This window comes from Brachyspira intermedia PWS/A, assembly GCF_000223215.1.
GTDB lineage: Bacteria > Spirochaetota > Brachyspiria > Brachyspirales > Brachyspiraceae > Brachyspira > Brachyspira intermedia.
This window is the reverse complement of record NC_017243.1, coordinates 2,701,785-2,726,627: the sequence shown is the minus strand read 5'-3', so window position 1 is coordinate 2,726,627 and position 24,843 is coordinate 2,701,785. Positions and strand designations below refer to the sequence as shown.

The 24,843-nt window shown below is 27.2% G+C and carries 23 protein-coding genes and 1 other RNA gene; 11 read left to right on the top strand and 13 right to left on the bottom strand.

Going from position 1 to position 24,843, the window contains the following annotated elements; all coding sequences use genetic code 11:
- The first annotated feature begins 6 nt into the window (after positions 1–6).
- Both recG and BINT_RS11775 read left to right on the top strand, forming a co-directional pair.
- A complete protein-coding gene (gene recG, locus BINT_RS11780) occupies positions 7–2,097 on the top strand; it encodes an ATP-dependent DNA helicase RecG (protein ID WP_014488805.1) in 2,091 nt (696 codons plus the stop codon).
- A gap of 186 nt (positions 2,098–2,283) precedes the next feature.
- Positions 2,284–3,177: an Abi family protein gene (locus tag BINT_RS11775; RefSeq protein ID WP_014488804.1), complete on the top strand. Its 894-nt coding sequence runs from the start codon at positions 2,284–2,286 to the stop codon at positions 3,175–3,177.
- A 520-nt stretch (positions 3,178–3,697) separates the two neighbouring features.
- Here the strand turns inward: BINT_RS11775 and BINT_RS11770 are convergent.
- From BINT_RS11770 to BINT_RS11735, 8 genes are all read right to left on the bottom strand, one after another.
- Entirely contained in the window at positions 3,698–5,389 is a 1,692-nt protein-coding gene (locus tag BINT_RS11770; RefSeq protein ID WP_014488803.1) for a phospho-sugar mutase, read from the bottom strand.
- A 117-nt stretch (positions 5,390–5,506) separates the two neighbouring features.
- Positions 5,507–6,178, bottom strand: coding sequence for a leucine-rich repeat protein (locus BINT_RS11765; RefSeq protein WP_014488802.1), 672 nt, complete (start codon positions 6,176–6,178; stop codon positions 5,507–5,509).
- 18 nt (positions 6,179–6,196) lie between these two features.
- Positions 6,197–7,195: a leucine-rich repeat domain-containing protein gene (locus BINT_RS11760; RefSeq protein WP_014488801.1), complete on the bottom strand. Its 999-nt coding sequence runs from the start codon at positions 7,193–7,195 to the stop codon at positions 6,197–6,199.
- A 158-nt stretch (positions 7,196–7,353) separates the two neighbouring features.
- Entirely contained in the window at positions 7,354–7,992 is a 639-nt protein-coding gene (locus tag BINT_RS11755) for an outer membrane protein (RefSeq protein ID WP_014488800.1), read from the bottom strand.
- 10 nt (positions 7,993–8,002) lie between these two features.
- Positions 8,003–8,668, bottom strand: a complete 666-nt coding sequence (locus BINT_RS11750) for a tia invasion determinant (protein WP_014488799.1) — start codon at positions 8,666–8,668, stop codon at positions 8,003–8,005.
- A gap of 21 nt (positions 8,669–8,689) precedes the next feature.
- Positions 8,690–9,400 carry a hypothetical protein gene (locus tag BINT_RS11745; RefSeq protein ID WP_014488798.1) on the bottom strand — a complete coding sequence of 237 codons (711 nt, stop codon included), beginning with the start codon at positions 9,398–9,400 and terminating at the stop codon, positions 8,690–8,692.
- Positions 9,401–9,413: 13 nt separating this feature from the next.
- The gene (locus BINT_RS11740) at positions 9,414–10,172 is read right to left on the bottom strand and encodes a hypothetical protein (protein WP_234944326.1); all 759 of its coding nucleotides are present in this window, start codon (positions 10,170–10,172) and stop codon (positions 9,414–9,416) included.
- Between the two features lie 197 nt (positions 10,173–10,369).
- A complete protein-coding gene (locus BINT_RS11735) occupies positions 10,370–10,921 on the bottom strand; it encodes a hypothetical protein (RefSeq protein ID WP_041177452.1) in 552 nt (183 codons plus the stop codon).
- Positions 10,922–11,218: 297 nt separating this feature from the next.
- Here BINT_RS11735 and BINT_RS11730 point away from each other — a divergent pair, with 297 nt between their 5' ends.
- The 6 genes from BINT_RS11730 to BINT_RS11705 all read left to right on the top strand — a co-directional run bounded on the left by BINT_RS11730 (position 11,219) and on the right by BINT_RS11705 (position 16,508).
- Positions 11,219–11,641 carry an HIRAN domain-containing protein gene (locus BINT_RS11730; protein WP_012671783.1) on the top strand — a complete coding sequence of 141 codons (423 nt, stop codon included), beginning with the start codon at positions 11,219–11,221 and terminating at the stop codon, positions 11,639–11,641.
- Positions 11,642–11,686: 45 nt separating this feature from the next.
- Positions 11,687–12,703, top strand: a complete 1,017-nt coding sequence (gene holA / locus BINT_RS11725) for a DNA polymerase III subunit delta (protein ID WP_014488795.1) — start codon at positions 11,687–11,689, stop codon at positions 12,701–12,703.
- A gap of 293 nt (positions 12,704–12,996) precedes the next feature.
- A complete protein-coding gene (locus tag BINT_RS11720) occupies positions 12,997–13,671 on the top strand; it encodes a late competence development ComFB family protein (RefSeq protein ID WP_041177451.1) in 675 nt (224 codons plus the stop codon).
- A 61-nt stretch (positions 13,672–13,732) separates the two neighbouring features.
- Entirely contained in the window at positions 13,733–13,999 is a 267-nt protein-coding gene (locus BINT_RS15210; RefSeq protein ID WP_014488793.1) for a hypothetical protein, read from the top strand.
- 401 nt (positions 14,000–14,400) lie between these two features.
- Positions 14,401–14,787 carry a Fur family transcriptional regulator gene (locus BINT_RS11710; RefSeq protein ID WP_014488792.1) on the top strand — a complete coding sequence of 129 codons (387 nt, stop codon included), beginning with the start codon at positions 14,401–14,403 and terminating at the stop codon, positions 14,785–14,787.
- A gap of 134 nt (positions 14,788–14,921) precedes the next feature.
- The gene (locus BINT_RS11705; RefSeq protein WP_014488791.1) at positions 14,922–16,508 is read left to right on the top strand and encodes a glycoside hydrolase family 57 protein; all 1,587 of its coding nucleotides are present in this window, start codon (positions 14,922–14,924) and stop codon (positions 16,506–16,508) included.
- 167 nt (positions 16,509–16,675) lie between these two features.
- Here BINT_RS11705 and BINT_RS11700 read toward each other — a convergent pair whose 3' ends face one another.
- The 3 genes from BINT_RS11700 to ssrA form a co-directional block, all read right to left on the bottom strand.
- On the bottom strand, positions 16,676–17,200 hold the full coding sequence (locus tag BINT_RS11700) for a hypothetical protein (RefSeq protein WP_041177450.1): 525 nt from the start codon (positions 17,198–17,200) through the stop codon (positions 16,676–16,678).
- A gap of 86 nt (positions 17,201–17,286) precedes the next feature.
- Positions 17,287–17,694 carry a hypothetical protein gene (locus BINT_RS11695; protein ID WP_014488789.1) on the bottom strand — a complete coding sequence of 136 codons (408 nt, stop codon included), beginning with the start codon at positions 17,692–17,694 and terminating at the stop codon, positions 17,287–17,289.
- A 33-nt stretch (positions 17,695–17,727) separates the two neighbouring features.
- Positions 17,728–18,080: a transfer-messenger RNA gene (ssrA, locus tag BINT_RS14590) on the bottom strand.
- 159 nt (positions 18,081–18,239) lie between these two features.
- Here ssrA and BINT_RS11690 point away from each other — a divergent pair.
- Both BINT_RS11690 and BINT_RS11685 read left to right on the top strand, forming a co-directional pair.
- Complete coding sequence (locus BINT_RS11690) at positions 18,240–20,057, top strand: methyl-accepting chemotaxis protein (protein ID WP_041177449.1); 1,818 nt, start codon at positions 18,240–18,242, stop codon at positions 20,055–20,057.
- A gap of 6 nt (positions 20,058–20,063) precedes the next feature.
- Entirely contained in the window at positions 20,064–21,884 is a 1,821-nt protein-coding gene (locus tag BINT_RS11685; RefSeq protein ID WP_014488787.1) for a methyl-accepting chemotaxis protein, read from the top strand.
- 117 nt (positions 21,885–22,001) lie between these two features.
- On the opposite strand, the gene BINT_RS11680 is transcribed toward BINT_RS11685, so the two are convergent.
- Positions 22,002–23,708 carry a LysM peptidoglycan-binding domain-containing protein gene (locus BINT_RS11680; RefSeq protein ID WP_014488786.1) on the bottom strand — a complete coding sequence of 569 codons (1,707 nt, stop codon included), beginning with the start codon at positions 23,706–23,708 and terminating at the stop codon, positions 22,002–22,004.
- Positions 23,709–23,867: 159 nt separating this feature from the next.
- The gene (locus BINT_RS11675; RefSeq protein WP_014488785.1) at positions 23,868–24,146 is read right to left on the bottom strand and encodes an acylphosphatase; all 279 of its coding nucleotides are present in this window, start codon (positions 24,144–24,146) and stop codon (positions 23,868–23,870) included.
- A gap of 87 nt (positions 24,147–24,233) precedes the next feature.
- On the opposite strand from BINT_RS11675, the gene BINT_RS11670 reads away from it, so the two are divergent.
- Entirely contained in the window at positions 24,234–24,842 is a 609-nt protein-coding gene (locus BINT_RS11670; RefSeq protein ID WP_014488784.1) for a class I SAM-dependent methyltransferase, read from the top strand.
- The last annotated feature ends 1 nt before the right edge of the window (position 24,843 follow it).

Here is a 24,843-nt window from a genome sequence, read left to right as displayed (position 1 = left end):
GTAGATTTGTTAAATAATGATTATAGTAAGGATATATTTACTAAAAGTATAAAATATTCAAAAGGCGTAGGTCCTAAATACGCAGAAATACTAGCCAAAAAAGGTATAATCACTTTATATGATTTAATAGCATTTTTTCCTAGAACTTATGATGATAGGAGAAAAACTTTAAAACTTCATGAGGCATTGGAGAATAAAGATAAAACTTCTGTTGTATATGTAGAAGTTATAGATGTATCAAGTTTTACCTTTCAATATAGGAGTAAACCTTTAGTTATAGTTACAGATGGAATTGCTGTGTGTGAAGTTCCTATTTATGGAGGAAGGCTTCCTGTAGGAGTAACTAAGGGAGCAAAACTTTATTTAACAGGTAAGTTTGTAAGAAGCGGCAGAGGCAAACTGCAATGCAGAATGACTGAATTTGAAAAACCTTCTTCTAATGCATTATCTTATGGAAAAATTGTACCTATATATCCGCTTACAGAAGGACTTTCTCAGAAAAAATTAAGAACTTTGATTGTAGATGAACTTGAAAGTTTTGAAAAAAATATGAAGTATGATATTCCGAGTGTCATTAAAAAAAAGTATAGGCTTAAAAGTTTTGTTCCTTCTATTATGGAGATGCATTTTCCTACTTCTTTTGAGGCTTTAGCTGAGGCTAGAGAGAGTTTAATTTTTGAAGAGTTTTTAACTTTTCAGTATATACATTTAAGTGAGAGAAGACCTAATATTCTTATAAAAGAAGAAAGGTATAATTCTTTAAATTTACTAGAAAAAGTAAAATCAAGTTTATCATTTGAACTTACTGCAGATCAATTAAACACTATTGAAGAAATAAAAAATGATTTATTTTCTACTAAGCAGATGTTCAGACTTCTTCAAGGAGATGTTGGAGCTGGTAAAACAATAGTAGCTTTCTTAACTGCATTAATACCTGCAGAATCAGGATTTCAAACTGCATTTTTAGCCCCTACTGAAATATTAGCATTACAGCATTATAATACTTTTAAGAAACTTATTAAAGCAGCTGGACTAGAAGATATTATAAAAATAGATATACTCACTTCTTCAGTTAATCAAAATGAAAGAGGATATTTATTAAAAAGATTAAGAGAGGGAAAAAGTCATATATTAGTAGGAACACATTCTATTATTTATGATGAAGTTATATTTAAAAATCTTTCTTATGCAATAGTAGATGAACAGCAAAGATTCGGGGCAGCACAAAGAAACAAACTTCTTTCTAAAGGGAATAATGTTGATTTTTTACTTATGACAGCAACTCCTATTCCTCAGTCTTTAGCATTAACATTATTTGGGGAATTGGATTTATCTATTATAAAGAGTATGCCAAGCAGCAGAAAGGGTGTACTTACAAAGTATAAAGAGCTTTATGAGAGGGATCATTGCTACAAGTTTTTAAAAAGCAGAATAGCAAAAGGCGAGCAGGGTTATGTAGTTTTTCCTCTTATAGAAAATAATGATTCAAGCTTCATTACCCTTTCAAGCGAATTTCAAAGAGCAAAAGAAACTTATTTTTCAGATATTCAAATAGAAATAATACATGGCAAAATGAAAGATGAAGAAAAAGAATATATAATGAACAGATTTTCTTCAGGTGAAATAAAGGTATTATTTTCTACAACAGTTATAGAAGTTGGTATTGATAATCCTAATGCTACAACAATACTCATAGAAGGTGCGGAACGTTTTGGTTTATCACAGCTTCATCAGCTTAGAGGTAGGGTAGGCAGAGGAGATAAATTAGGGTACTGCTATTTAATACTACATAGCGAGCTTAATGATATCATAAAAGAAAGAATTAATATAATATGTGAAACTACTGACGGATTTAAAATATCAGAAAAGGATTTGGAATTAAGGGGGGCTGGTGAGTTTTTGGGGGACAGGCAGAGCGGAATACCGGATTTCAAACTTGGAAACATCATTAAAGACAAAGAGATAATGCGTAAGGCTAAAGATGAAATGCGTTCTTTATTGAGAGATGAAAATTCTAGAGAAGCTTTTTATAAAGAAAATGAAGCGTTTATATTAAAAGCTAATTATCTAAAATCAAGAATTGTCAAAGATGAATGATTTTTTATATATTTTATTATTTTTATACAAATAAAAAATCATACTATAGTAATTTATTTTATAATAAAATGTTTTGTTTCAATGTTGACAAAAACATCATATAATATATGATTATATTAACAGGACCCCCAGCACGTCATTTTATGGCGTGGACCATGGGGGACATTTTTTATTTTTGGTTATTTTATGGATATAAAGCGTCCTTATAAATATGAAGAACAGCTTCAAAAATTGAAAGATAGAGGCTGTATTATTAATGATGATAAAAAATGTATGTCTATACTTGAATCAGTAAATTATTATCGTTTTAGTGCTTATTTTTTGCCATTCAAACAAAGTAATGATATTTATATTTATGGTACTTCATTTGAAAAAGTTTTTAATATTTATGAGTTTGATAGAAAATTACATACTATATTGTTCAATGTTTTAGAAGAGATAGAAATTTTTATTCGTGCTAAAATAGCATATTATCATGCTCATAAATATGGAGCATTAGGATATTTAGATGAAAAAAATTTTTATAATACAAATTCAAATCAAAAACATATAAATAAAAAGATAAACTATCATAAAAAATTTATAAATAACTTAAAAAGAGAAATAAAAAATAATCAAAAGGTATTATTTGTTAAACATCATATATCTAAATATAATAGTAATTTTCCAATATGGGTAGCAACAGAAATATTTACTTTTGGTATGTTATCAACTTTTTTTGCCAATTTAAAATTAGAGGATCAGAAAATATTAGCAAAGGATATGTATAACATTACTGCTAAAAAATTAGAAAGTTGGCTTCGTTGCTGTACGGATTTAAGAAATATTTGTGCTCATTATGGTAGACTTTATTATAGAATTTTTTCATCTATTCCAAAAGAAATGAATCATTTAAATAATAATTCAGAAAGGAAATTATGGGGAGCTATTTTGGCAGTTAAGGAATTGTATCCTTTTAAAGATAAATGGGATTATGATATACTTCCAAATTTTATTAATCTTGTTGATGAATATGAAAATTATATAGATTTTGTTCATATAGGATTTCCAAAAGAATGGAAAGATTATTTAAAAAAGTAGTTATTATATTATGTAATTTTATTTACATACCCCGCCCTTTATGTCTTATTGTTTTATTTATAAATTTCAGTTTTAATTATATTTATTGTAATAATTAGAAATTTTAGCACCCGCCCAAGTGTTTGTTAAATTTAAAAATTTACTTTACGCACGGTGAACTAAATTTTATACATGATTAAAATTAGAATTATAATTAAACTACATTTTTTATTTTATTCTGCGTGCGGTAATGTTACTAAAAATTAAATAAATCTAGGGTGGGTGCTATATTTTCTTTTTAGATTTTTAAGAAAACTATACTTAAATATTCTTATTAAAATTAATAAGAAAAAAGGGCGGGGAGTGAGAATAAAATTGACAATATAAAAGTATATAACTATTATAATCTGTATCATAAACCTTCAAATTTATTGTGATTTATTATGATGAAAAATATCGCATAAAAAAGAAGCCCCATTAAAAAATAGGACTTCTTTTATTTTTTATTAATAATAAGTTTATCGTTAGCAATAATAATAACTTATTCTTTAATAAACTTTTTGAAATTAGCTACTTTTTCTTTTGCAACTGCAAGTCTCTTGTCTTTGCTTTCTTTTACGCAAACTTCAAAATAGAATTTTATTTTTGGTTCAGTACCAGAAGGTCTTATAGTAATTTTAGTTTTATCTTCAAGTATGTACTGAAGAACATTAGATTTAGGTAAAGTAATATCTTTTATTTTTTTACCAGTGTTATCATAAACTTCTTTTTTCTCATAGTCGCTTATACTTTCAACTTTTACTCCTGAAATTTCTTTAGGTAAATTGTTTCTGTAATAAGTCATTAAATCAGCTATAGCTTTAGCACCGTCAGCACCTTTTTTAGTTATAGAGATAGTTTCTTCATAGAAATAGCCATATTTCTCATAAATGCTTTCTAAATAATCAGCTAAAGTCATATTGTTTTCTTTACAATAAGCAAGTACTTCAGCAAGCATTAAACAAGAACTAACACCGTCTTTATCGCGTACATTTGAGTTGATACAGTATCCGAAGCTCTCTTCAAATCCGAATAAATATGTTCCTTCTTTATCTCTTTCTATAACATCAGCAATCCATTTGAATCCGGTAAGAACATCATAAATCTTAACATTATTAGCATCAGCAATAGCTCTTGCAAGTTCAGTAGTAACTATAGTTTTTACTATATATGGATTTTTAACATTCTTTTTGTTTGTTATAAGATAGTAAGCCATAATAGAACCAATTTGGTTTCCAGTAAGGTACATATAAGAACCATCTTTAGTAAGCAAAGCACATCCCATTCTGTCGCAGTCAGGGTCAGTACCCATAACAAGTTCAGCACCTATTTCTTTAGCTTTATCAACAGCAATTTTTAATGCTTCAGGGTTTTCTGGGTTAGGTGATTCAACAGTAGGGAAGTTACCGTTAGGCGGCTGAGCTCCTTCCATTGTTGTCAAATTAGTGAATCCTGCTTTTCTTAAAGCCATAGGAACCATTTTATATCCTGAACCATGAATAGGAGTATAAACTATTTTTATATCATGATGTTTTTTTATGATATCAGGATTAACTAAATATCCCATTAAATCATTCATGTATTTATCTTCAATATCTTTACCTATGATAGTAACTTTTGAAGAATCGCCCATTTTTACTTCTTCAGGTTTAACTTTCAATACTTCATCTATGATATTTTTGTCATGAGGAGGTATAACTTGAGCACCGTCAGTCCAATAAACTTTATAACCATTATATTCTTTAGGGTTATGGCTAGCAGTAACAACTATTCCGGCAATACATCCTAAACTTCTAACCGCATAAGAAAGAAGTGAAATAGGGTGAATATCATCGTATAAATAAACGCTTATTCCATTTGAAGAAAGTATTTCAGCAGCAGCTTTTGAAAATATATCAGAATTATTTCTTGAGTCATATCCTATAGCAACTTTATAATCGCTTCCGCCTTGTTTCAATATATAGTTAGCTAATCCTTGAGTAGCAACACCAACAGTATATTTATTCATTCTGTTAGTACCAACACCCATTATACCTCTAAGTCCGCCAGTACCAAATTCTAAATCTCTGTAGAAGGCATCTATTAATTCTTTTTCATTACCAGCATCTAATAATGCCTTAATCTCTTTTTTGGTTTCTTCATCATAAGAACCATTAAGCCAAGAGTCAATTCTAGCTTTTACTTCTTGTTCCATATATGCACCTCTCTCTATATTTATTTTATTTAAAAATATTTTTTAAGAAAAAATTAAAAAATTCTATATATAAATTATAGTATACAAAAAGTATATAATCAAGTTAAAATATGTTAATTATTTAGGCATAGAAGCACCATAATGTATATTAGCCCAAGCAACATTTAAAAAATTATCCCAACTGCCATCATTAGGATCTGAAGAAACATTAGGTAAATATAAATCTGTAGGCTTTGAATCAGTAAATGGAGTTGCTGTTATAGCATTTGCAGCAGTCCCTAAATATTCAACATTTTTTATAGAAGTACAATTATTGAAGCATGAATCCTTTATTATTGTCATTCCATTAGGTATTTGAATACTTGTTAATGAAGTACATCCGCTTAAAAAATTCTCAATAATGTCTTGCATATTAGGAAGCAATATAGTTATTAATGAAGTAACATCATTTAATGTAAATTTATTATCTGCATTTAAATTACTTCCTGATAAATCTAATATTATATTTTTTTCATTTTGAATAACCGTTTTTATATTATCAAAAATTTTAGATGAATTATCAATATAGCCTGTCACAACTATAATATTTTTACCAGATATTTCTTTATTATTTGCTAATGCTGTTCTTATTTCTTCTTCAGTAGAATTGGCACCAACAGTATATAAATTATTATTATCATTTATATTGTCTGTTGTACCGCATTCATATTGTATTTTTGGAGAAGTTATTTTGTATTTACAAGAAATCAAAATAAAAAAAATGAATAATAATATTATAGCTTTTTTCATTTATATGTTTTTCCCTTATTATTTTGGCATAGTCTTACCATAATTTATAGTTTGCTTACTCCAATCATAACCCAAGAAATTATTCCAACTTCCGTCTTTTGGATCAGCAGTAACATTAGGAAGATATAAGTTTACAGGAGTACTATTTTCAGTATATCCATCAAATACTGCTCCATTTGCTACTTTTATGGTAGCGGGATTATTTCCTAAATATTCTACATCTTTTAATGAAGCACATTCACCAAAAGTATAACCATACATATAAATTAATGTACTAGGCAAACTGATTTTCTCTAATGATTTGCAACCAACGAATGACTCTGGATACATTCTAATTAACTTAGATGGTAAATTGATTTCTTTTAATGCAGAACAATCGCCAAATGAGTTGTTTTTTATATCAACAACAGTTTCAGGAATTACAGCCTTAATTAAACTAGAACAGTCATTAAATAAATAAGGTTCTAATACGGTTAATTTTGTTTGGCTTAAATCAGCAGTATGCAAACTTAAACAGCTCTGAAAAGCTCCGCCTTTAATTTGAGTTATAGAAGATGGGAAGTTGATTTCTCTCAAACTAGAACAATCCCTAAATGCATATCCACCTATAGTTGTTATAGTATTCGGCAATGTAATTTTATTTAAATTTCTATTTCCATTAAATACATTATCTGCTAATTCTGTAATTGTTGTTCTGCTTAAATCAAGATATACTCCGTCTTTTGTGTATACATCTTTTTTGATTATAGTATTTATTATTTCTAATGTTTTATTATTAGCAATGTTTTCTTTTGTATCTTCTAAAAATACTGCATAAGAACCTTTATCTTCAAAATATTTCTTCATTTTAGCTTCTATATCAGCTTCTGTAGTATTTGCTTTTACAATGTAGTCAGTAACATTTTCAATAGGTGCCTCTATTGGATTATTTGATGATGGATTTGTTGAAGAATTATTACAAGAATATACAAATGCTATTAAGACTATAAATATAATATTATTTATCATTTTTTTCATATCATTTACCTCCGCTTATATTGATATTACTGACTGTATTTTAGTATATTAAATTTGAAATTACAAAAAATCAAGTAAGAATAAAAATTATTTTATTTGTTTATTTATACTATAATTATTTTTTATGATATGAAATCTTATTACCTATATAATAAATACTATATTTTAGGTACTTTAAATCTTAATCCTGCTAATACTTCATGATATCCTTGTGCTTTTGTATCTAGCAGATATCTATATCCAATATCTATTGACATATAAGGAAGTACATTAAATGCCATACCTCCGCTAAATCCAAAAACCAAAGTACTTGAAGAATTTTGTAATTTTACCCCATTTAATTCTTCTGGAATTCCAGTATTTATTCTGCTTCCTATAGAAATACCTAAATATATTGTGAAAGGTGCATACTGAGTAAGCATAGTTTGTTTATAAACTTCATCTGTCAATTTTTCTTTAGTTAATAAGAAATTTAGATCAAAGTATACAGATCCTAGTAATGTATGCATTTGTAAATCATCCGACATACTAACTAATTTTCTTCCTAAATACTCAAATTCAAATCTTACAGGAGATGATTTATTTATAGTAGGTATGCTGTATCCTAATGCAAAACCGCCTCCCAGATAATTGAAATACCCTTTTTCTCCATTATCTTTTATATAAGCATCATTTCCATTATGAGCAAATGCAAATTTAGGTGTTATATACAAACCTTCTGGAATTATTGAAAATAGCTTTTGAGTGCTATGAAATAAAAATATAAACATAAATATTATTATATAATTTTTTTTCATTAGTCAACTCCTAGAAATTTAGCCTTACAGATGCCACAACATCATGACTTAATTGAGAACTTGTATTTAGAAGCAATCTGTAACCTAAATCAATACTAACTATTTCAGTTATATGGAATGCTAAACCACCTCCAAAACCATAAACAAATTGAGCTTTGTTGTAATATTTACTTGTTTTAAATAGTCCATGATACTCAAAATTCTCACAAGTAATATATGAATCTAATTGTCCGCCTAATATAAATCCGGCATAAACAGACATAACAGGTCTTTTTCCTCCATTTAATTGGCTTCTTATAGAATCAGGATTATCATAATTTATATATAAGAAATTATAATCATAATATGCACCTATTAAAAAAGTATGTGAATTTATAGTTTTTATATCTGTTTTATAAGCGTTTCCAGGTAATGCATTTCTATATAAATATTCAAACTCTACTCTTACAGTGCTATACTTATGAAATATATCAAAGTTATAACCTAAAGCAAGTCCTCCGCCTACATACATGTTTAAAGTATTTTTATTATTTCCTTGTAATTTTATTTTAGAATCACCTACATTAAATATAAATTTAGGCGCTAAATAAGCTCCTATATCCATAGACATAAGCATATTAGTGAAACATGCTGATAATATAGATATTAATAAAAATTTCCTTATCAAAAACTTCATAACATGATTTCCTTAAAAACATCAAAACAATATGCCTATAGCAAATCTTGGCAGCGGAACAATTCTTATTATACTTCTATATGAAAAACCTATATCAAGTATGGATATATCAAAGAAAGGACGAACTCCGCTATTTACACCTAATCCTCTTGAAATATCTATTCTAAACCCCATCTCTCCAGATATATAAAAGTCCCATATATTAGTATTTCTATTAGTATATGTTGATGTACTTTTTTGTAATTCTCTTCCCTGAGTGATAAATAATGTTGTACCTACTTTAGGCATTAAGAAAAAACCTGAGGCTCTGTCTTTGCCATTAAAATAAAATCTTCCTCCAATTGAGAATCCAAGTCCATACACATTTCCATTATATTCAGCTGAAGTATTATTATAATATGTTTTCATAGCATAAAAACCAGCATCTACATTTATATCTACTTTTTCAGCTGCTCTAAAAGTATATGTAATATCTAATCCGAAATCACCTTGCAATTTTAAATTTCCGTTATCATTAAGCGGCATTAATAGATTAAAAACGGAAGGAGCTACCAACATATAAAAAATTGTAGATCCGAAATTTATACCTATAGAATTTCTATGAGAGTTTAATGCAGATTCATTTGTGCTATTATTTTTATATTTTTCTACCACTATATTTGAAACATCATCAGCAAATGTAATATTAGCAAGTATAAATAAAAATAAAATTATCAATATATTCTTTCTCATTATTTATACCTCACTAAAATCTCAAACTGAAACCTATTCTAGGGAATAGAGAAAATCTTATTGCTGAAACATAATTAATCCAAGAAGGAAAAGAACTCCAAGCAGGTATACTAGCAGTCAAATCTACTAATCCGCCGCCAAAGAAATTTATACCCTCTCTCATATCTTCATATACTCCAGGAAGTCCTGAACGCACATAATATCCTATTTCAAATAATGATATATCTATATAAGGTTTTACAGGCCATTCTCTAGTAGGAAACAATTCTATACTCCAACCAAGCTCATAAGAGATATACATCCCTGTGTCAACAGTATGTCTTTTAGTTTTTAATCCTGTTACACCATTTTCTGTTTCTACATCTGATATTAAAGCTTCTACACCAAATCTGAAAGTATTAAGAACCTGTCTATTTTTTCCGCCATAAAATGTTATACCGAAAGTTACAGGAATAAATATTAATGATGTTTTTAATGTGGTATCAGAACCTATTAATCCGCCTATATTTCCTAAATTACCTGTATTAACAGTAGAATCTACTAATTCTCCAGCTTTATCTCTTGGTATAGTTAAACTAAATGACATAGATTGAACACCCACTCCAACTTCTACACCTATTCTTGGGTGAAGCAGTAATGTGTATGATATAGTTGGTACATACCAAAAACTTCCCTTTACATTTATAGCATCAAGGAATTTTTTATTTTCTCCCAAATCAAATCCTGTCAATCCGCTGAATGTTTCTAAATTATCAAATATAGTGCTAATCATAGGCGGAATCAATCCAGCATATCCTGGATTAAGATTTACGCTTATTATCTGTCTGCCTTTAATCCAGCTATAAGTATTTGTATCCGATTGCGTAGATAAAGGTATCCCATTAGCATATAGATTAATAAATGATATATTAAATACTATGATAGCTGTAAGGATTTTTTCATATTTTAACCTTGTTTCATATATTTTTGTTACGGATTAGGGATACTAGGTGTATTAGGGCCATTAGGACCTATAGTTTCTGGATTTTTAAAATTATTCCCACCATTTAATCCAATAACTATATCTTCTATTCTTTTTTTCTCTTCTTCTGTAACACTTGCATTGCCTACTATTTCATCAACATTAATATTGTTAGGATCTTTACTATTGATTATTCCATTAATAGCACCTAATGCATTTTCCTCTCCTACTATTCCCAATATTTCATCAACAGCTTGTTTGCCTTTCTCTGTCATTTCAACAGTTCCTAAATTATCTCCGGCAGGTACTGTTACAAGATATCCTCCGTTACCATCATTATATATTCCGCCTACTCCTAATATAGGCTCTTCAAATGTATAATCACCTTTTCCATCAATTGTTAATTTATCTCCATTTACTGTAACACCTCCCCAATTACCATTTTCCATTTTTCCTAAAAAGAAATCAGGACCTGGAGCTGTTATTGTAAGTTCTGTTTTTTTGCATGAAAATGATGCTATTAAAATAAAAATTATTAAGGCATATTTATAAAATTTCATTATATGTTCTCCTAAAATAAAAATCATAGTTTAATTATATAATTTTTATTTATAAAAACAACTAAAATAAAATGCACTTATATAAACTCGGATATATATACATTAAAATTTAATATCAGAAATTATTAAAATATAGTTTTTTAGTGTATCTTTATTTGTTTTTATAATATGTTAATATGAAAAATATGTGTTATAAATATTTTTATTAATTGTATTATATAATGCTTGACAGAAAATTTGAATTGAAGTAAAATTCTTAAATACGCATTAAAGAAATTAAGGTAAATCTTTCGTCTTATGGATAAAAATACAGAACATATCACTTGTCTAATTAATCATGAAGAGAGTTTCAAAAGAATCATCATAAATAGAAATTACAAAACAAAAAGATACTATATAGATTTTTTTGTTGCAGGATATAAATATAATAATGGAAAAGATGTTATAGATTTACTGCTTAAAAATGAGCCTATAAATTTGCTTCGTGATATAACAAATCCTTATGACAGGTTTGCCATAGCTATTTATGATAGAAGTTTTGATTTCAGATTAGGATATGTTCCAAGTGTTATTTCTCCTCTAATATCATATAAACTTGAAGATAAAAGAAACAGAGTATATGCAAGAATCAAGAATGTGAAATTAGATGCTACAGATGAATGTAAAATAGAAATAAGAGTTTTTATAGATATAGCCAAGAAGAAGAAAAAAGCTATGTGATCTATAATATTGCATATAAAAAATATATGATATTATATATTTATTATGAATAAAGTTTCAGTAAAAACAGAGATAGAATTTCAAAAAGTCAAAGATAATTATATAAAAGAGCCATTTAAACACTGTATTTATGTACTAACAGGTAAGGAAAGACTTTTTAAAAAAGCATTTGTAGCGGCTATGCATTCAAGTATGTTTTCAGATGAAGGTGATAGCGAGATGAATTACAGTGTATTTTATGATAAAAATGATGCTGTGGGCTTTATGCCATTAGAGGTGGCTGATACTCCTCCATTTGGCTCTAAATTAAGACTTATTGTAATTTATAAATATAATAATTTTCAGGAAGATTTTTTAGATTATTGTTCAAATCCGTCAAAAACATCTATTGTTATACTTGAAACAGAAAGTTCATTAGAAGAAGATCCTATATATAAATATTTTTCAAAAAAGAAAGATGTTAATAATATATATTTTATAGATTTTCCGCTTCCTGATGAAAAAGATTTTAGAGGACTTATAAATGCTTATATTATCAAACAGGGAAAAAAAATATCTTCTGAAGCTATAGAATATCTTATTAATAATATAAATTTGGATTATGATTCTCTTTATTCGGAACTAGCAAAAATATGCAGCTATAATGATAAAGAATATTTGAATGTTGAAGATATTGCAGATTTTACTTATGTATCTAAAAATAGGAATATATTTGATTTTCTAGATGCTGTTTTTGAAAGAGATAGAAAAAAATGTTTTAGTATAATGCATAGATTGGATCAAGACGCTTCAAGTTCTTTAACTTTGATGATGAATAATTTCTTGGCTATTTATTATATGAAAATATTTCCTCCTCAAACTACATTAGGCGAAATAAGTAAATTAACAAAAATACCAGAATTTATCTTAAAAAAGAAAAAAACTTCATTGAAACTGTTTTCATTAGAAGAAGTAGTGAACATAATATCGAAAATATCATATTTAAATACTTTAAGTGTTACAACACCGGTTAATATATTCAAGGCACATTTTGAATTATTCTTGTTTACAATAACAAAGTGAAATTATAATAAAAAATTAATAGATAGATTTGTATTACTAATTATAAAAACCATATTCTTATATTAGATCATTGTTTTTTATACATACAAACACTTATATATTCAAGTAAAGAATACATTTTATATTTAATTTTTTAGCAATTTCTTTATAAAAATATATTTTAATACAAAAATTATATAAATAAAACAACTTTTATATGACAATTCATAAATTTATTTCATATTAATAGAATTTGCTTTGACAAATAACAGTTTATTTTGTATAATATATATTAATTAGGAGGAGTTTTTTCTATGTATTTAGTAAACCTTATGGAACAGAAAGTTTCAAAACTAGCAGATTCATACTTAAGAGAAAAAAATATTCCCGTTAACACTAATATGCGTATGGATATAATAGCGTATACATTAAATAGAGTTCAGCCTCAGTATGTTACAAGTGCAAGAGGAGTTCTTCATAGTTATAATAAAGATCCTATACAAAGCAATACCGAAATATTAAGTATCATAGCAGATGCTTGTGAAATAGTTACTAGAAGAAAAGAAAATACATTGTTGGAGTCAGTTCCTTCTATTGATGAAAGCGGATATTATTTAACTTATCCTAGTATAATGGGTAATATTACAGCTTCTAATAATTTTGAAAGAATAGAAAATGCTTTAGTTTATATATTCTCAGATGGAAAAATATTAGAAGGTTATGGAGTTAATTTCCCTAATCCTGCTATAGTATCAAGTAATGTTCCTGGTAAATTTATGTTCTGCTTTATGCCTAAAAGAGTGGATTCTAATACTGAGGTTGAAGTTAAACTTGATATAGTTGTTGAATCAGAAAAATTTATGCAATATGAAAGTGTATTAACTTTTAAATTAAAGCCTTCATACTATAATGCAGGAGATATGCCTCTATTCTCTATAGAAGAGGTTAATGATATACTACTTATAGAAAATCATAATATACCTAGCTAACTATAATATATTTACTGCTGTCAAATATATGCTGTTTGTTTAAAGATTTGAAGAGAAGTTGATGAGAGTAATTAGATTTATAGTATTTGCATGCTTTTTAGTTATTTTTATAGTTATAGCTAATATAATTCATAAAAATATGAATTCTTATGAAGTTGTCAATATAAAGAATCCTTTTACTTATTATAATTTGATAGCTTATAGTAATAATGATATTAAGTCTCTAGCTTCTATTTCTTTTAAAGATTCTTTTGAAAGTCTTTCAGAAATGTTCGATATGGATAGATCTTTTGTACCTAATAATATTTTAAAAAAATATAAAAATTAGAGAAGATGATGCGGAGTTAATAGTATTTACAGGAAGCAATTCTATATCTCAAATAACAGTTAATAGTTATGATAATGTTGAAAATTTATTTGAAAACGTTTTTGATAGTTTATCTTCTAACAATACTCAATTAGAAAAACAGTCTTTAGATGATGAAAATGGAAACCTTTTAGCTGAAATCTATACTCATAAAACTGATAACTATAAAATAGTAATAACAAAAACTTATGTATCAAATACTATTAATTTATCCATAGATTATGTTAATTTATTGCCATTGTAATGATTTTTTTCTGTGTTATTTGTATAAAATATGATTTTTTTCCTGACAAATAATTTACTTGATATAATATTACTAAATAAGATTAATTATTAATTGCTTTAGCAAGGAAATTAGGGTTATGAATAATACAAGAAATACAATACAAAAACAAGTTATTTTAAATGCTGTAAGAGAGCTAAAAAATCATCCTACTTCAGAAGAAGTTTATAATCATATAAAACCAAACTTCCCATCTATAAGTTTGGGCACAGTATACAGAAATTTGAATTTACTGTCAGAAACTAAAGAGATACAGAAATTATCTATAATAGATGATGCTGTTCGTTTTGATCATATAACAAATGATCATTATCATTTTCAATGCAGTAAATGTAAAAAATTATCAGATATACCTATGGAATATCAGAAGAAACTAGATGAATTAGTTTCCAAAGAATATGATGTAGAAATATTCAAGCATGATATTGTATTCACTGGTATCTGTAAGAATTGTAAAGATTTGTAATATATATGTGCATATTCTTAGCATAAATTTATTAATGGTTTTTATTTTTTAATAATAAGTATATTGAAAGTCTTGATTTTAATATTTATATTTTATATACTATTTATATAACATTTTAAATTTAAGGAATAATTATGTCAAAAGGCTATTTAGCTTTAGTGCTGCATGCTCACTTGCCTTATGTGAGACACCCTGAACATGAAAATTTTTTGGAGGAAGAATGGTTATATGAGGCCATAACTGAAACGTATATACCTCTATTAGATGCTTATGATAGAATGGTTAATGATGGAGTAAACTTTAAAATAACTATGAGTGTAACTCCACCTCTTATGAATATGTTAGCTAATGAATTGCTTCAAAATAGATATGTTAAATATATAGAGAAATTAATAAAATTGTCAGAATTGGAATGTGAGAGAACTTCATTAGATCCTAACTTTCATCATACAGCTGAATTTTACAGAGATAAGTTTAAAAAGATAAGAGATATATTTGTTTATAAGTATAATAAAAACTTATTAAATGGATTCAGATATTTTTTAGAAAGAGGTAATTTAGAGATAATTACTTGCGGTGCTACTCATGGATTTTTCCCATTTATGCAGGAATATCCTAAGGCAATAGAAGCTCAATTAAAAATGGCTGTAAAAACCCATGAAAAACATTTGGGTAGAAAGCCTACAGGGATATGGCTTGGTGAATGCGGTTTCTTCCCAGGACTTGAAAAGCATCTTGCCAATAATGGTATTAAATACTTCTTTGTTGATACTCATGGTATAATGTATGCTGATAAAGTACCTAAATATGGTGTTTATGCTCCTTTATACTGTTCTAGAGAGAGTAGGGTTGCAGCTTTCGGAAGAGATATAGAGAGTTCAAGAAGTGTATGGAGTGCCGAAGTAGGTTATCCAGGCGATTTCAGATACAGAGAATTCTATAGAGATATAGGTTATGATTTGCCTTTCGAGTATATTAAGGATTTCATACAAAGCAATGGACTTAGAAAGAATACAGGAATAAAATACTATAGAATCACAGGTAAAGACTGTGCTAAAGAACCTTATAATCCTGAATGGGCTATGGAAGCTGCAGGAGATCATGCTGGAAACTTTATGTTCAATAGAGAAAAGCAAATTGAATATTTAGATTCTGTTATGGACAGACCTCCTATAGTAGTATCTCCTTATGATGCTGAATTATTCGGACACTGGTGGTATGAAGGCCCTATGTTTATAGAGTTCTTAATGAGAAAGATTCATTATGATCAAAATACAATAGAAACTATTACACCTAAAGAATATTTGGAAAGACATCCGGTAAACCAAATATCAATGCCTTCAATGTCAAGCTGGGGTGCTAACGGATACGGAGAAGTATGGCTTAATGGTACTAATGGCTGGATATACAGACACTTGCATAAAGCTGCTGAAAGAATGATAGAATTAGCTCATGACTACTATAATGAAACAGGTCTTTATGAGAGAGCATTGAATCAGGCAGCCCGTGAATTGCTTCTTGCTCAAAGTAGTGACTGGGCTTTCATTATGCATACAGGTACTATGGTTGATTATGCTGTTAATACTACAAAATTATATATAAAAAGATTTACTGATCTTTATTATGCTATTAAAAACAGAGATTTAAACGAAGAATGGCTAAGCAAAATAGAATGGCGTGATGATATATTCCCAGAAATGGATTTCAGAATATACAGTTAAATTATTCTGTTTAAGTGAAAGTAATTAAAAATAAAAGAGTATGTATATTTAATATGCATACTCTTTTTTATTGCTTTTTAATAAAAAATACATTTTATTTAATTTATTTTACTAAAATATGGTTATTTAATATAATGTAAAAAATAATGCAGCACTATTTAAAAATGTTAATTCTTTATTTTTTGATTATACCACTCTGTATTACCGAGATTTTCCTTTAATATATCTTTTAAATCTTTTAAGTTAAAATATCCTAATAATTCATCATCTCTATACAATTCAAGCTCTGATGAATCAAGCAGTATATTTATTAGATTGTTGGCTCTGATACCATTTTCAGTTTTTATTCCTATACCAATATATATTGATTCATCATTTTCAATTATATCCTCCTCAGAAATAGAGTAAGTAATATAATTATTAGATTTTTTCTTTATGCGTAAATATAAATTATCATTAGGTATTATTTTATCACTATAAAATGCTACCGCAGCAATTTGACTATCATCATATACTGATAGAATATCATCAACAATAGAAGTATCTACACCAATAGCCAATACAGATTCATTTTCTTTGTCAAAATTCATCATAAACATTAAGTCATTATCAATATTAACTTCCCATTGAGCTAAAAGGGTTGAAGATAAAATAAATAATATTATTAATGTAATTTTTGAAATATTTTTCATTGTGAAAACCATATAATTAAGAAACTTTATTTAAATAATATCACTTATGTAAAAATAATCAATATTACAGAAATATACTAATAGTTTTATTTTTTTAATATTTCATTTTGATATTTTTTTATTATGATTGATATTGGTATATTTTTATTTATTTCTTCTTCAAGATTATAATTATTTAATATGTATAATAATTCATAACCATTAGGCATTATTCTTATATAAGCGTCTGATAAATCTTCAATACTTACAGGATAATAAGGTATTCCTAAACATTTATTATCATATAAAACTTGTATGTGATTTATAAAATTAATTCTTTTATTTTGATAATCTTTTTCTATTTCTTGATTTGATTCATCTAAATCATTTTCTGGTATTTTATTTTCATTGTATACATCAAATTGTTTTGACAAACTGCTTCCAATGATTTGATAAGAAGAACTATTATCTATAAAATCAAAAATATATTTGATAAGATTAAAATCTATTTTCATAATTGAAAATCTCTTAAATAGCGGTACAAGAAAAATTGGAGATGGCGGGACTCGAACCCGCGTCCTACGAAGCGTACCATATTCGTCTACATAGCATATCTTATCTTTGAAGGTTTCGCCTTATAGGTAGAAGACAAGCAGAAAAACTATAAGACTAGCATGAGTGTACGTAATATTAGGCTCATACGGCACCTAATACAAGTTCTATGTGTTTTGGCACCGAAAAAGTAACCCATAGACAAATCACTTAATCAGCGGCAACTTCAATTAAGCTGCGAGTGCATATTCGTCTGCACTTATTTTTCGGTATGATATTAACGTGCATACACCTAGCACGACTATGCAAAATATGTTCCAACCATCGCAGTCGAAGCCGGAGCATCCCCTTTCAAAGAACAAATATTAGTTTATCTTATCATTTATAAAAAAATTGTCAACATTAAAATTATATTAAAAATTAAAACAATATCTTTTTTAGATATTTTTATCTTGAATTTTTTCGCTAAATTTTATATCATATTTCAAAACGTATATTTGGAATGATTATGAAAAATAGAATTAGACTAATATTAAGTTTTACAATTCCATACATCATTTTTATATCAATAATAGCTGTTATTTTACTCTCAATATTTATTCCTTTAAATAAAGAATTCTATTTCAATAGAATATCATTAAATGTAGAATTAGCAAAAAGTGATATAGAAAGCCGAGTTGATGATATTGTAAATTCTCTAACCTTTTTAAGTTCTTATGCAGAAATAGGCATTAATACTCCGAATATAGCGCAAAGTATTACTAATGTAAAAAAATTCGGTAATTATTTTGATGTATTTTACTGCAATACAGTACCTTATAGCAGAGGAGGTACATTTATAAGTTCAAGAATAACATATCCTAGTAATTATGATCAAACAGCAAGAGAATGGTATATAAATGCTTCAAAAAGTCAGAATAGTTTATATATAACAGCACCGTATATTGATTTTAATTCAGGTAATTTAGTTATAACATTTATAAATAAGATAATGATTAATAATAGATTAGCAGGATATTTTGGTATTGATTTTGATAATATGAATACTGTTATTAGAAATGCTAATAATGATTTTATAGATTCTATAAATGTAATTACTGAAGATGGATTATACATAACTCATGAAAATAATGAATATCTTATGAATCCTAAGATGCTTGTTTTTAATGATAATTTATTTTCATCATATAAAAATAATATGGAAGACTCAGGAATATATATAAAAGATAATTATTGGTATACAGTAAAAAAAGTTAATAATGCTCCTTGGTATATAGCAGTTAAGGGGGATGCATCGTATTATTTTGGTTTAATTAGATATTTAATATTATTCTTAATTGCTTTTGGAATATTATTTATAATCGGAGAGCTTATAATTGTTTCTATATCTTTGATTCCTATTTCTGACAGATTAGATGATATTATAGTTAGCCTAGAAAATATGGCTAATGGCGATTTTACTTCAAGAATCAAAGAGCATAAATTAATGGATAGCAGTGCAAGAAGACTTTCTAGTGTTATGGAAAAGATGCAGAGAAATATTGGAAAGACTATGTATAAAATAAAAACAGGAGTTGAAGAGGTTAATAAAAATGGAGAAGCTATAGCAAATGTAAGCATTGAATTATCAAATAAGGCTAATGAACAGAGTGTGTCTTTAAATAATTTAATAGATGCTATAAATTCAATCTCTTCTTCTATAGAATATGCTTCTAAAAAAACTGACTATGCAAAGACTATGAGTGATGAATCTTTTGAGAACACTAAAATTGGTGTTAAAATGATTGGTGAAATAAAAGATAATATGAATGAGATAACAGAGGCAAGTAATCAAATTGCTCATATTATAGAAACCATACAGGCAATAGCTTCGCAGACAAATATACTTGCTCTTAATGCGGCAGTAGAAGCAGCACGTGCAGGAGATCAAGGAAGAGGTTTTGCTGTTGTTGCTAGTGAGGTTCGTTCGCTTGCTCAAACAGTAACTAATTCGGCTGATAATATTACAAGTATAGTTGAAGGTGCTGTCTCAAAGATAGAGCATGGAAGTGAATTCGTAAGCAAATCATCTGAAGTTCTTAACAGCATAGAATCATCTTCTTTAGAATCTTCAAATTCTTTATCAGAAATATACAAAATGTCTAATGATAAAAAATCAGGCATAGATAATATTAATAATATAGTAGCAAAGATTAATGATATTACAATGAGCAATGCTAAATTTGCAAATGAAAGTGCTGAATCTAGTGTTAAAGCTTCTAAAATAGTAAATGAAATAGTAGATGAACTTTCTTTCTTTCAGTTTAAAAGTTCAAATAAGGATTAGAATAAAATGAAAAATAATATTAAGCTTTTATTAAAATTAATAATTCCATATTCTTTATTTATTATAATAACATCTGCTATTATATTTGTTTTGTTTACGAAAGCTTATAAATCTGATTATTTAGAACAGATATCAATAAATATAGATAAAATCGGATACTATATACAAAGAGATATTGATAATGTAAATTTGGTATTAAATATGCTTGATTCTTATGCCGTAGCTGATTTAACTCCTTATGAAATTGGTTTATCTATGAGTAATGTTTATAATAAAAGACAGGAATTTTTTGATATACTTTATGGTTCTACAGTTCCATTTTCAGAAGGCGGATTATTTTTAAGTGTAACACATCAATATCCTACTAATTATGATCAAACTTCAAGAGTATGGTATAAAGGTGCTTTAAGTACTAATGGAATATATATTACAGAGCCTTATATAGATTTTAATACACAAAAACTTTTAATCACTTTTTCAAAGGCTGTTTATACTAATGGAAGATTGAAAGGTGTTATGGGCATAGATTTTTCAAGTGTAAGTAATGTAAGAACAGAGGGCAATATAGATAAAAATAATATATTCATTATTACATCTGATGGTCTTTATATTAAGCATAGCAATCCTGATTATGTGCTAAAAGAAGGAGTTACTATATTTAATACTGATAATACATTTGAAGGTGCTGAAGAATATGTTAATAATATAGCTTCGCCTATTAAAATAAAAAATAATAATTGGTATTCTATTCGTCAAATACCTAATACTAAGATGGCTTTAGCTGTTAAAGGAAATTTAGACGATTATAAATCTATTTTTAATAAAACGTTTTTTATATTTTTATTGATGCTTATATTTTTATTAGTTATGGGATTATTCTTAACAACTATTGTTCTGCTTCCTCTTTCAAAATATTTGGATATGGCAATTACGGCTATTGATAATATGGCAGACGGTAATTTTTCATATAGAATAGATAAATCTATATTATCAAAGGGTAATAGAGCAGGTGATTTAGCTCGTGCTATAGATAAAATGGAAGCGAATATTGGAAAATTAATATTTAAAATAAAAAAAGCAATAGAAGATATTAATGCTGTAGGTGTAGAGATATCACAATCAAGTGAGAAGCTGCTTGAAAGAGCTTATATACAGGCGGTTAATCTTGAAAAACTTGATGAGGCTTTAAAAGATATAGCAACAGCAATTAATTTATCATCAATAAGTGTTGCTACCTCTAAAGATTCTATGGAAAAGATGGAGAATACAACTCAAACAGGTGTTCAAACTATAAATGAAATAGAAAGCAATATGAATGAAATACAGGCTTCAAGTAAAAAGATATTCGAGATAACAAAGTCTATAGAATCAATAGCATTGCAGACTAATATACTAGCTCTCAATGCGGCAGTAGAAGCAGCAAGGGCAGGAGAGCAGGGCAGAGGTTTTGCGGTTGTTGCAAGTGAGATAAGAAAATTGGCTACTACTGTTTCACAGGCTACAAAAGACATTACTGTTATAGTTGAAAATGCTGTAGATAAAATAGATAATGGAAGTATTTCAGTTTCAAGAACTTCTAAAACATTGGATAGTATAGCAAAAAGTTCTGTTGAAACTTCTTCTATACTTTTGGATATATCAGCTTCTTCAAATGAAGAGATAGAGCGTATAAATAATATTAATAATGATATAGGTGTTATTAATGAAATAATGATCAAAAATGAAGAACTTTCAAAACAAGCCTCTGAAGCTAGTGCTAAAACTTCAAAAATGGCTGAAGATATAGTGAAAGAATTGTCATTCTTTAAATTTGGTCATGGTAAGTAAAATGATATTAAATAAAATAAATTGAGAGTAAATAAAAAAATAGTAAAACAATAGATATTAAATTGTTTTACTATTTTTTTATTATATAAAATTCTATTTTTGTAGGAATAATTTTATTTAACTTTTAGGAAGAAGTTTTACAGGATCTACCGCTCTTCCCTGATAAGAAATTTTAAAGTATAATTCGCTTCTGTCTATCATGCCTGTATCACCGATATCGCCTATATAATCTCCTTTTTTTACTATATCTCCAAGTTTTACATTTATCTTAGAAAGATGAGCATAAGAAGTATTATATCCATTTTTATGTTTAAGTATTATAACAGTACCGAATCCTCTTATATTATCAGCATATTCTACTATTCCGTCATCGGAAGCTACAACTTTATCTCCAACATCTCCTAATATATTAACTCCTCTATTTGCAAGTTTATCAGAAGCTACTCCATATCCTGAAATTATTATACCTTTATAAGGCCATATAAAAGAACTTTCAGGCAATATAGAATCATCATTAAAAGAATATGGGACCATTTTAGCTGTTTTTACTTTTAGATTAGCACCAACATATAATTTGTATTCATTGGCATTTTTTATATTATTAAGCTGCATTAAATCTCTTAAATCCATTTTATGCTTTTTAGCTATCGAATATAAACTATCACCACTTTGTACTTTATAATTTGATATTACTAAAGTAGTTGTTTTTTTAGGATTAGCATATACTTTGAGAGTATCTCCAACTTTCAAAATATATTTATCATTTATATTATTTATAGAATATAATTCTACTAAATCCATTCCTCTTGCTAAAGCTATTTCGCTTAAAGTATCACCGCTTTTAACTTTATAATTTTCTAAAGTTCTATATGCGGTTGTCTGTGAAGAATTTCCTATACTAATATTATCATATATTTTTAAAGTGTCCCCAACTTTAAGTACATAATTATTTTTGAGATTATTTAACTGAAGCAAATCTTTTAAAGACATAGAATTCTTTAATGCTATCTCTCCAAGTGTATCTCCGCTTTTTACTTTATATGTTTTTATAGTTTTGCTTTGTGCATTAGAGGCACTTGCTCTTGCATATATTTTTAATTTTTCGCCTGTTCTTAATTTGTATTTTAAAGGATCATCTATATTATTAATTTTTAGAAAATCATTTACACTAATATCATTTTGAAATGCTATACCGTATAAAGTATCGCCGCTTTTTACAGTATAATATTCAATTTCTTTTACTGTATCTTTTTCATTATTAGTGTTTAAATTATTTTCTTTTTTAGATGATTTAACATACATAGTTTTACCTACATATAGTTTATATTTATCAGGATCATCTATATTATTGATTTTCAAAAATTCGCTTGCTGTCATACCATGAGAGAAAGCTATTCCATATAAAGTATCACCGCTTTGTACTTTATAAGTATCATAATTTTCTGTATTATTATCATCATTATTATTGCTGTTATTTATTATATTATTTGAAGGCGAATTAGTTTCTTTTTGATTATTTGCCACTTTAAGAGTTTGTCCCACTCTAAGATTATATTTATTGGCATCTTTAATATTATTTATAGCTAGGAATTCATTAGCAGTCATTCCATGAGCAAATGCTATACCGAATAAAGTATCTCCGTTTTTTACTTTATAATCTTTATATGAGTTTCCTTCTTCTCCTTTCAAGCCGAAAACTTTATTATCAGTATCATATACAAGGGTGTAGCCTTTCTCTTTTACTTTTAAAACTTCTCCTACTTTAAGATTATATTTATCCGGATCTTTTATATTATTAATTTTTAAAAATTCGCTTGCACTCATATCATGAGCGAATGCTATTCCGAATAAAGTATCTCCGTTTTTTACTTTATAATCTATATAATCAGCCGCGAAATTAAGCGAGGCAAAGGTGCATCCTATAATGGAAGCATATTTAAAAATATTTTCATAATTGTTATTTTTTAGTTCAATATAAAGGCTTTAATTTGCTATTTCAAAAACTTCATCTACAAGAGGGTCTGAAGGTGTAACCGTAACAGTTACCTCTTTAACGCTTGACATTTGAGGTCCTATTTTTATTTTTTCTACAAACTCATCAATATCATTTTTAGTTTGTAAATATCCTATTACTTCTACAGAACCGTCATAATTATTCCACACTTTTCCGCCGATTTTCATTTCATCGGCCACCTGTTTAGCATAGTATCTGAAGCCTACGCCTTGAACTCTTCCTTTTAATATAATATCTACTTTAAACATATATAAATTATCGGAAATATATTTTATTGAATTTATACCAATAAATAAAAATTGACAATTTATATAAACGATTATAAAATACTTTAAATGTATGATATTGAAATTACTATAAAAAATATTGATTTAAAATTTAATTCAAGTGATAAACTCTTTTCGCCTAGAAATATAGATATAGGAACATTATCTATGATTGATGAGGTGAATTTTGAAAATGAAAGTAAAATCCTAGATTTAGGCTGCGGATACGGTTTTGTAGGCATATTAGCGGCAAAAATAATAGGCGAAGATAAGGTAGTTATGTGCGATATAGATACTGAAGCTGTGGAAATGTCAAAGCATAATGCTGTTTTAAATGATGTTTCAAATATTAATATTATACAAAGCGACGGATTAAAAAATATAGCAGATAAAGACTTTTCTATGATACTTTCAAATCCTCCTTATCATACGGATTTTTCTGTGGCAAAGCATTTTATAGAATCAGGATTTTATAAATTAGCATTGAATGGTAAATTTATAATGGTAACTAAAAGGCTTGATTGGTATAAAAATAAACTTTCATCTGTATTTGGAGGAGTAAAAGTAAAAGAAAAAAATGGATATTATATTTTTATATCTGAAAAGAGAAATATGATTGACTCAAATAAATTAAAGAAAAAATTAAAAAAGAAAATAGAGAAATTCTTAAAAGTATGAA